Source organism: Schnuerera sp. (genome assembly GCF_035459645.1).
Classification (GTDB): domain Bacteria; phylum Bacillota; class Clostridia; order Tissierellales; family Tepidimicrobiaceae; genus Schnuerera.
The window spans coordinates 1-9,057 of the sequence record NZ_DATHXO010000022.1 but is presented as its reverse complement, the minus strand read 5'-3'; the positions used below and the strand labels follow the sequence as shown (position 1 = coordinate 9,057).

Annotated in this window: 8 protein-coding genes; 1 reads left to right on the top strand and 7 read right to left on the bottom strand. The window is 32.0% G+C overall.

Translation table 11 applies throughout. The annotated features are described in order from the left end of the window. Positions 1-352 (bottom strand): hypothetical protein (locus VK998_RS00580; RefSeq protein WP_325224312.1); only part of this gene is annotated, 352 nt, incomplete at its 3' end. Positions 353-576: 224 nt separating this feature from the next. Between VK998_RS00580 and VK998_RS00575 the strand changes: the two genes are divergently transcribed. Beyond that, positions 577-1,083: an ECF transporter S component gene (locus VK998_RS00575; protein ID WP_325224309.1), complete on the top strand. Its 507-nt coding sequence runs from the start codon at positions 577-579 to the stop codon at positions 1,081-1,083. Between the two features lie 47 nt (positions 1,084-1,130). On the opposite strand, the gene VK998_RS00570 is transcribed toward VK998_RS00575, so the two are convergent. The 6 genes from VK998_RS00570 to kamC form a co-directional block, all read right to left on the bottom strand. Further along, positions 1,131-2,864: an HD-GYP domain-containing protein gene (locus VK998_RS00570; RefSeq protein WP_325224307.1), complete on the bottom strand. Its 1,734-nt coding sequence runs from the start codon at positions 2,862-2,864 to the stop codon at positions 1,131-1,133. 174 nt (positions 2,865-3,038) lie between these two features. After that, a complete protein-coding gene (locus VK998_RS00565) occupies positions 3,039-3,386 on the bottom strand; it encodes a PqqD family protein (RefSeq protein ID WP_325224304.1) in 348 nt (115 codons plus the stop codon). Positions 3,387-3,398: 12 nt separating this feature from the next. Beyond that, positions 3,399-5,297: an OPT family oligopeptide transporter gene (locus VK998_RS00560; protein WP_325224313.1), complete on the bottom strand. Its 1,899-nt coding sequence runs from the start codon at positions 5,295-5,297 to the stop codon at positions 3,399-3,401. 211 nt (positions 5,298-5,508) lie between these two features. Then, the gene (kamE, locus tag VK998_RS00555) at positions 5,509-6,249 is read right to left on the bottom strand and encodes a lysine 5,6-aminomutase subunit beta (RefSeq protein WP_325224301.1); all 741 of its coding nucleotides are present in this window, start codon (positions 6,247-6,249) and stop codon (positions 5,509-5,511) included. Further along, a complete protein-coding gene (gene kamD, locus VK998_RS00550; protein ID WP_325224299.1) occupies positions 6,249-7,808 on the bottom strand; it encodes a lysine 5,6-aminomutase subunit alpha in 1,560 nt (519 codons plus the stop codon). Before kamD ends, kamE begins: the two co-directional genes overlap by 1 nt. Before the next feature lie 411 nt (positions 7,809-8,219). Beyond that, a partial coding sequence (kamC, locus tag VK998_RS00545) for a lysine 5,6-aminomutase reactivase ATPase KamC (RefSeq protein ID WP_414713532.1) occupies positions 8,220-9,057 on the bottom strand: 838 nt, incomplete at its 5' end.

Here is a 9,057-nt window from a genome sequence, read left to right as displayed (position 1 = left end):
ATATAAAATGAAAAGGTATATCCAATATAAACATTAGATTTCTTGGATTTAGCAATGTTTTAATACTATCCCCTACAGCTCCTAATTGATTAAACTGTTTTATCATACTTATAGATGGTAAAGAATTAAAATAACTATAATACATAACATCTACAAACATAATAGAAGATATTATAATATATAATGAAAATCCTAAAGTTCTTTTATTCTTTAATTTGCTTAAGTATATAATAGAAAATAATAATGAGGTTATGAGTATACTAGTTAATATAATTACAGACTCATTGTATTTTATATTTGTTATATCCATGAATAATAAAATTTTCCATATTAATAGTACTGCGAATAACATTTTTACTCCTCCAATTAGATAAATATTTTGATATAATATTAATTTACACCAATATAGATTTCCTTGCAAGTTTTTGAAAAATTCATAGGTAAAATGTTGGAAATATGCTAAAATGGTTGTATAATATATAAGATTATCTTAAAAATAGGTCAGTCTTAATATTATATTACGATAAAAGCATGGGATAGAGCCTGGCCTAAGCTTTAAAAGAAAGGAGATACTCTATGAGATTCAAAACAAAGGATTTAGTTACTGCTGCAGTATTAATAGCTATTGGTATTATACTTCCTACTATAGTACATATATCAGGGATTAATGGAGCTATTTTTCTTCCTATGCATATACCGGTATTGATTTCTGGACTAATATTAGGTTCTTCATTAGGATTGATTGTAGGAATTATATCCCCTATACTTAATCATTTTTTAACTGGAATGCCTCCAGTGCCTATTGTATGGATTATGTTGGTAGAATTAGCAGTTTATGGTCTTATATCTGGTTATCTTTACAGGAAAATCAAAATGACCTTAACGCCTTCTTTAATTTTTAGTATGATAATCGGTAGAATAAGTGCAGCTTTGGTAATATTAATTTTGGGAACATTTTTTGCTCTACCAATGCCTCCTTTAGGTCCTTATATAAAGGGAATGACTATCACAGCTATCCCTGGAATAATTATTCAAATTCTACTTATTCCTACTATAGTAAGAGCTTATGAAAAGAATAGGTAAAGAATAAGTTCTCTTTTTGGTGCCAGGCACCAAAAAGAGAACTTATTCTAATCAACTTTATATTTCGATACGGTTCTTCTCAGTTCAATTTGTTTCTTAAATAATTGTCTGTATATGGCATCCCTTTTGGTGTCTGGGATATTGGTATAATGGAAATCAAAGTATTTATAAGGGCCGAAATTATAACTTTTTACTATACTTCCTGTAATATCAAGATCAAATTCTTCAAATATTACCTTTATTTTTAAAGGTTTCCCATAAGGCATATCCTTTGCTATATTATTATGTAAGCAAAAGGATAATGCATCTCCACCTATTCTTGTAATCTCTATTGGTGTTTTTCTATTGTCATCAGGCCAGTTTAATACGCCTTCTAAATTCCAAAGGAGATTAAATGTATTAGGAGATGGTATTAATTTAATAGATGAGATATAGAAAATATTGTCTATTAAATCCTCCAGCTTTACTTCGTAATAGCTAAGATTGTTTAAATTCTTCATTACCATTTCCACATCAGTTATTTTAGATAATTCGATTTTTTCTAGTGTTGATTCTTTTGTAGGTTTAAAGATATAATAGTTATTCATATTAACTAAACTGCCTTCAACAATTATAATTTCTTCTTCTTGATTAACGATTAAAGAGCTTAGTCCAATAGTATTTAAATGAGATTCATCTAATTGTTTCTGGGCTTTAGTCAGTCTTTCCACCATTATTTCTACTAATTGAGGATGAAACTGTTTCCCTTTGTTTCTATATAATTCTCTAATAACTGCATTTATTGGTTTGGCTTTACTATAAGGTCTATCGGTTAACATAGCATCTATAGCATCAGATATGCCAATTATATAACTTTTCAAAGGTACTTCTTCTTTTTTTAATCCTATAGGATATCCTTTTCCATCATATCTTTCATGATGATATTTGACTATTTCAGGAATATCCTCTAATCCCTCTATATGACCTAATATATTTTTGACTATTTTTTCACTATATAACGAATGTCTTTTGACTATTTGGTATTCTTCTTCAGTCAATTCAGCTGCTTTACTTAGCAATTTAGAATCTATCATAGATTTTCCTATATCGTGCAATAGACCTGCAAATGTCAATTCATTTAATTCATCTTTAGAAAATCCTAGTTCCATTCCAATTTCTTTACACCAATTAGCTACATTATAACTATGGTTCGACAAATATGGATCCTTATGTCCTAAAATATCTATAAAAATCTCCATTAAATTAATAGCATCCGATATCTGTTCCATTCTTGCTAAGCATAATGTAAGTAATTTAGAAATATCTGAAATTTTCTCATTTATATCCTTATCTTCTGAAAAAAAGCTGTAAGGAAATTCTTTATATGTAGTTGACCCTAAATAAAGATAGCCTATTAATTTCATAGATAAATCTTCAACATTATCGTATTTAAATATAGGAATGAAAACTTCCGAATTGATATTTTCTAATAGAAGAGGTAACCGTCCATGGTAATGATTTTCTACTATATCTTTTTTATCTATTAGTTCATTTATAGAGTCGTATTGTCTTTTATTCAAAAATAACGTATGGGGAATCATATTTTCATTGAATTCTTTTTTCTTAGTGCTTATCCCTCTTACAAAAGCTATATTTCTAGAATCATTAAAGAGAAAAGATATACATATATCATAGTCTAATAGCTCAATAATTTGCTTTTGCTTTCTTTTAATTTTGCATTCAGTAGTATTAGACTGGCTTTTAATCCATTTACTAGTATCAAAATCTAATTTTACTGACATACAATTACCCCCTTCACTTTAGTAAAATTAGTACTTTAGTACTGTGCCTTATAGGTCTATTATACTATATATTCCTTATTTCTACAATCTTTAATCTTTTTTGAGCATATAAATGTTAAAATATAAAAAACCTCCTAATCTGTTCTCAAAAAGAACTAGATTAAGAGGTTGATTTTATAATAATTCTATAAATTTGTTGTTTTTTAATATATTCATATATTGGATAAGTCTCTCGTATAAAGGTTCTGCTTCTTCTTTGAATTCATCTTTTACTAATTGAGATATTTGATAGATAGTTTTTTGTCCATCTATTTCCTTCCATATGAAAGAACCCATATTATCCAAATCTATTCTATATTTGTCTGGGGTGAAAAATAGTTTTCTAACTATCTTTTCAAATAATGAATCCCTATATAATATTATTTGAACTAATCCATCTTCCTTTTCTTCCCAATGGATTTTATCGGATTTTTTTGGTATATAGTCTAGATAGTTTTCTTCTTTTTTCTTTTTATTAAACATATTTCTCCCCTATTATTTTTCTATCTTAGCATAGAAGGATTTCTTTATTAATAGATATGCTAATCCTGCAAAGAATACTAAAGAACCCCATTGCCCTAATACATTGTTTCCAAAGGCAATTTTTCCTGCTACAGTTGTATCTCCTATTGGTATTATAGCCAATATAGCTAATAGTATTCCTATTAAACCTTCTCCTGCTATAAGACCAGAGGAGAATAATACTCCACCATCAATCCTTTGTTTAAGAATATCTTGGTCTTCTTTTCTCTTTTCAAGTATTCCTCTAATAATTCCACCAACCATAATTGGCGTACTTAAATGGATTGGTAGATATAATCCTACTGCAAAAGGCAATATCTGTATACCTAGTAGCTCTACAACTACACCTATACCTATTCCTGTAAAGATTAGAGCCCAAGGTAAGTTTCCACTCATTACTCCTTCAATAACTAATTTCATTAAGGTTGCTTGTGGTGCTGGTAATTCTGATGAACCAAATCCCCAAGCTTTATTCAGTAGTAAAAGTACAAAACCTATTGCTAAAGCTGAAGCTACTGCACCTATCAATTCACCATATTGTTGTTTTCTAGGTGTTGCTCCAACTAAGAAACCAGTTTTCAAGTCTTGGGACATATCCCCTGCCATAGCTGCTATGATACAGATTACTGAACCTACAGCTAAAGCACCAATCATACCATCTTCACCATCAAAACCTATAGACTTGAATATTATAGCAGTAATTAACAATGTAGCTATGGTCATTCCTGATACTGGGTTATTACTACTACCTACTAAACCTACAAGTCTTGCAGATACTGTTGCAAAGAAGAATCCAAATATTGCTATTATCAATGCTCCTGGGATTCCAACAGGAATAAATGATGTTGCCCCAATGAATACAACTATAACTAAAATTCCAATCAATGCTATTTTAACTGACATATCTTCATCTGTTCTAAGAGTTGAAGATGTACCTGTAGTACTTTTTAATCCTCCCATAGCTTCTTTAAAGGTTCTAACAATCAAAGGTAGGGATTTAACTAAGCTTAGGATACCACCAAAGGCAACTGCCCCTGCACCAATATATCTAATATAGTTGTCCCATATTTCCCAATAACCTAATTGCATTAATGGGTCGGAAGCCGGATAAATTATATCTGGTATAAATTGTCCTAAATGAGTAATCAATGGTATAAGAACTAACCAACCAAGCACAGCTCCTGATAACATATAAGAAGATATTTGTGGACCTACTATGAAACCTACTCCTAATAGAGCTGGTAGCGTATCCATACCTATTGCTGCACCTTTGTATCCTGGCAATGCCCACTCTATTTCTGAAGGGAATAATTTAATACCATCAGTAATAAATTTAAATGCTGAACCTATTCCTAAACCTTTAAATACAGTTTCAGCTTTTGAACCTCCTGTTTCTCCTGCTATTAATACTTCTGCACAAGCAGTTCCTTCAGGATAAGGAAGTACTCCATGTTCGTTTACGATTAATGCTTTTCTAAGAGGAAGCATGAAAAACGCTCCTAGAATTCCTCCTGCTAATGCGATAATAATAATCCTTATTAAACTAGGCTCTGCCATGCCAAGTTCTTGGGACCAGATAAATAAAGCTGGTAAAGTAAAGATTGCTCCTGCTGCTAAGGATTCTCCAGCTGAACCTATGGTTTGCACCATATTGTTCTCTAGGATAGATTCCCTTTTCATTATTCCACGGATAATGCCCATAGAAATTACCGCTGCTGGTATAGATGCACTGATGGTCATACCAACTCTAAGACCAATATAAGCGTTAGCAGCACCAAATACTATAGCCATAAGAATGCCAATAATAATTGCTGTTAAAGTAAATTCAGGCATTACTTTATCCGCTGAAATATAAGGTTTAAATTCTTGCATTTGTTTTTCCACTTGGTAACTCTCCTTTCTTTTTTTATTTTTATATATACTTTAATTATAGTTTTTTTATTCTCAATTGTCAAATTAATTCAAATTTTATATTTTATTACATTAAATCACCAAAACACTATAGCTTTAAATCGATAAATTAAAATAGCAACCAGAGCATATCTATTGCTCGGTTGCTATTTTATAAAATTAAATTTTAATTTTACACCATATTCCTATTTACCATTTCTGTTACTATGAAACTAGCCACATCTTCAGCAAAAGTTCCTGTTCCAAATCCTGCATCATAGCCTAGTTCTTTGGCTAATTCATGGGAAATTCTTGGGCCACCACAGGTTAAAATTACTTTGTCCCTTATTCCTTCTGCTTCTAATAATTCTACTAGTTCAGTTAAATTTGGTATATGAACATCTTTTTGGGTTACTACTTGAGATACTAAAATGGCATCTGCATTTAATTCTATGGCCTTAGCTACTAGTTCTTCATTCAAAACTTGACTGCCTAAATTATATGCTTCTATTCCTTCGTATCTTTCTAGACCAAAATGGCCTGCATAGCCTTTCATATTCATGATAGCATCTATTCCCACAGTATGAGCATCGGTTCCAGTACAGGCTCCTACTATTACAATATCTCTTTTAATATTATCTTTTATATATTCCTCTACTTCTTCTTTGCTCATTATGTCTAAATCTACTTTTGGCACTTCTATTTTAGTATAATCTACTGTATGGACTGATTTACCATAGAGTATGAAATAGGTATATCCTACTAAATCCTTAGAATATACTACAGAAGGCTCCTCAAGACCCATTTTTTTTGCTAATTGACGGGCTGCTTCATTGGCCTCGTCTCCATAGGGTACTGGTAAAGTAAAGCTAAGTTGTACCATTCCGTCGTTTAATGTATCACCATAAGGTTTTATTCTTGTTAAATCTACCATTATTTTCCACCTCCAACCATCAGTTGAATAAATGGATTAAAATATCCTGAATCCTTTTTAGCTACTCCCTCTAATCCTTTACCACCTGTTCTCTGTCTTTTAACTCCTCCAAATCTTCCTTGTTCTATGGTTGAAAGCAAACCTTTTTCTGCTATTTCATTTAGTAATTCTTCTGCATTTTTTAAAACAGTATGAGCTCTACTTTGGATTATACCACCGTCTTTGAAGCTAATTTCATTGCCTAAATCCTTTACATTGTTGAATATATACTTTGCATTTTCTATGGATAAATATCTATCATGTAAATGAGGAGTATGGATAGCTTCTGTTAACATTCCAAGTAGTTGTATTCCTTGGTTAGTCATAATGGCCACTAGATTAAATAAAGCATCTTGTATATGTCCTTTGAAAATATTTCCTGTCATATACTTAGTTGGAGGCATATATTTTAGTGGTGCATTGGGAAATATCTCCCTAGCCATTTGAGCTTGAGCTAATTCATACAAGAAACCATTTTCCAATTCTGGATCCATTTCAAATGCATGACCAAGACCCATCTGTTCTTCTGGAATACCTGCTTTTAATGCAAATTGTTCATTTATAAATTGAGAAGCCAATACGGTATGGGCAGCCTCTACTGCATCATCTGTTGTAAGATAGTTGTCCTCACCTGTATTTATAATTATGCCTGCATAACCATTGATTACTCTGGAAAAATATTGATCTATTAAAGTCCTTTGCATATTAATATCTCTAAATAAAATTCCATAAAGGGCATCGTTTAACATCATATCTAATCTTTCCAATGCACCCATGGCAGCTATTTCTGGCATACATAATCCAGAACAATAATTACAAAGCCTTATATAGCGGCCTACTTCTTCTCCTACTTGGTCTAAGGCTTTTCTCATCAATTTAAAGTTTTCTTGAGTTGCATAGGTTCCCCCAAAGCCTTCAGTTGTTGGTCCATAGGGTACATAATCTAATAGACTCTGGCCTGTAGTTCTTATAACTGCAATTACATCAGCGCCTTGACGTGCTGCTGATTTAGCTTGTTCTATGTCTTCATATATATTTCCTGTTGCTACTATTACATATAAATATGGTTTTTTTCCTTCTCCTAAAGTATCAATTAGTTCTTCTCTTTTTTGTCTATTATTTTTTATCTTTTCTACCTTTTCCTCAGCTATTTTATATATAGTTTCTTTAATAGTTACTTCATTAGCTGCTGGTAAACGAGTAATATCCAATTCTCCTCTAGCTACTTTTTCTGCTATTTCCTGGGGACTATCCTTCGTTTGAATTATAGCATTACCCAACCAATAGGCTATTCCTCTTTCCAGTCCCCCACCTTCTTTTATATTGTCTACTAATACATTTGGTAGAGGTTTGTCTATTTCATCCACACCATCCACTCCCAATAATCGAGCAATGGTTCTTTCTGTGGAAGTAGTGGTATGTTCATCTATAAATTTTTGTACGTCATCAGCAATTAATTTAGCTGCATTTCTTGAACTATGGATTAATTTTTGATCAAGATTTAATTTGCTCAAATACATCACACTCCTTTTTTCAGTTGATAGTGGATAGGGTCTAGCTTTTAGGGCTGAGATTCTTCGGCTTTGCCTCAGAATGACACTGCGCCCCTGTCATACTGAGAATATGAGCCTTAGATTCTTAGGCTTTGTTTTAGAATGACACTGCGCCTCTGTCATCCTGAAAATATGAGCCTTAGATTCTTAGGCTTTGCCTTAGAATGACATTGTGCCCCTGTCATACTAGAAATATGAGCCTTAGATTCTTCAGCTTTGCCTCTGAATGACACTGCGCTTCTGTCATCCTGAGAATATGAGCCTTAGATTCTTCGGCTTTGCCTCTGAATGACACTGCGGCTCTGTCAAACTGAGGCTAGCAGTATTAGATTACCCTCGAAGGATCTCTTTTCGTCTTTTATGAGGAATACAAGTGCCCTAATTGTCAATTAATTTAACTGCTTTTTCAATTATTTCAGGGTCTAGGCCCATTATTCTAGCTATATTTAGGGCGTCCTTGGGGACTGTTTTGGTTTTGTCCACAGTTCTTAGACGATAGTCCATGAATTTATTTATTATATTAGTTTTTTGTTCGTCCAGATTTTTTAATTTTGATTTTAATTCTTCTAATTCCATATTAGAAAGGCCTATTACTTGTAGATGGACTACTTTATCCATATTCCCAATATTATCATAATGGGTAGTAAGCATAGTTATTGAATTTTTATCTAATAAAAACTCAACTACTGCTTTTGATATGGCATAGCCTTCTTCCGGATTAGTACCATTGGCTAGTTCGTCTATCAATATTAGACCCTTATTATCTGCTATTTCTATAGCTTCTTGAATAAGTTTGATTTCTCCTCCAAAGGTGCTTAACCCTTTATCTGTTGATTGAAGATCTCCTATGGAAGCTTTTATGAAATTATTTAAACCTAAAGTCATCTCCTTAGCTGGAACTAATAAGCCATGTTGTGCCATTGCAGTTAATAAGCCAACTAATTTTAAACTAACGGTTTTACCTCCCATATTTGCTCCTGTAATACAAGTAACTCCTTCTTTAAGTTCTAAAGTTATGGGAGTATATTTTAATTTATTTTTATTTAAGGATTCTTCTACTTTTGGATGTCTTCCATCTATTATATTTATAGAATGGTCTTTGGTTATTTTTGGCTTAACCCCATTTATTTTTACCCCAAAATAAGCTTTTCCTAGTACAAAATCTATTTTCCCAATGCTGGATATATTTTTATAAAGAATTTTATTTTTTCTGCCT

Bases quoted from the DNA above. Each gene is read 5' to 3' on its own strand.
- VK998_RS00575 (WP_325224309.1), top strand. From the start codon at position 577: ATGAGATTCAAAACAAAGGATTTAGTTACTGCTGCAGTATTAATAGCT.
- VK998_RS00570 (WP_325224307.1), bottom strand. From the start codon at position 2,864: ATGTCAGTAAAATTAGATTTTGATACTAGTAAATGGATTAAAAGCCAG.
- kamE (WP_325224301.1), bottom strand. From the start codon at position 6,249: ATGGTAGATTTAACAAGAATAAAACCTTATGGTGATACATTAAACGAC.
- VK998_RS00560 (WP_325224313.1), bottom strand. From the start codon at position 5,297: ATGCAAGAATTTAAACCTTATATTTCAGCGGATAAAGTAATGCCTGAA.
- VK998_RS00565 (WP_325224304.1), bottom strand. From the start codon at position 3,386: ATGTTTAATAAAAAGAAAAAAGAAGAAAACTATCTAGACTATATACCA.
- kamD (WP_325224299.1), bottom strand. From the start codon at position 7,808: ATGTATTTGAGCAAATTAAATCTTGATCAAAAATTAATCCATAGTTCA.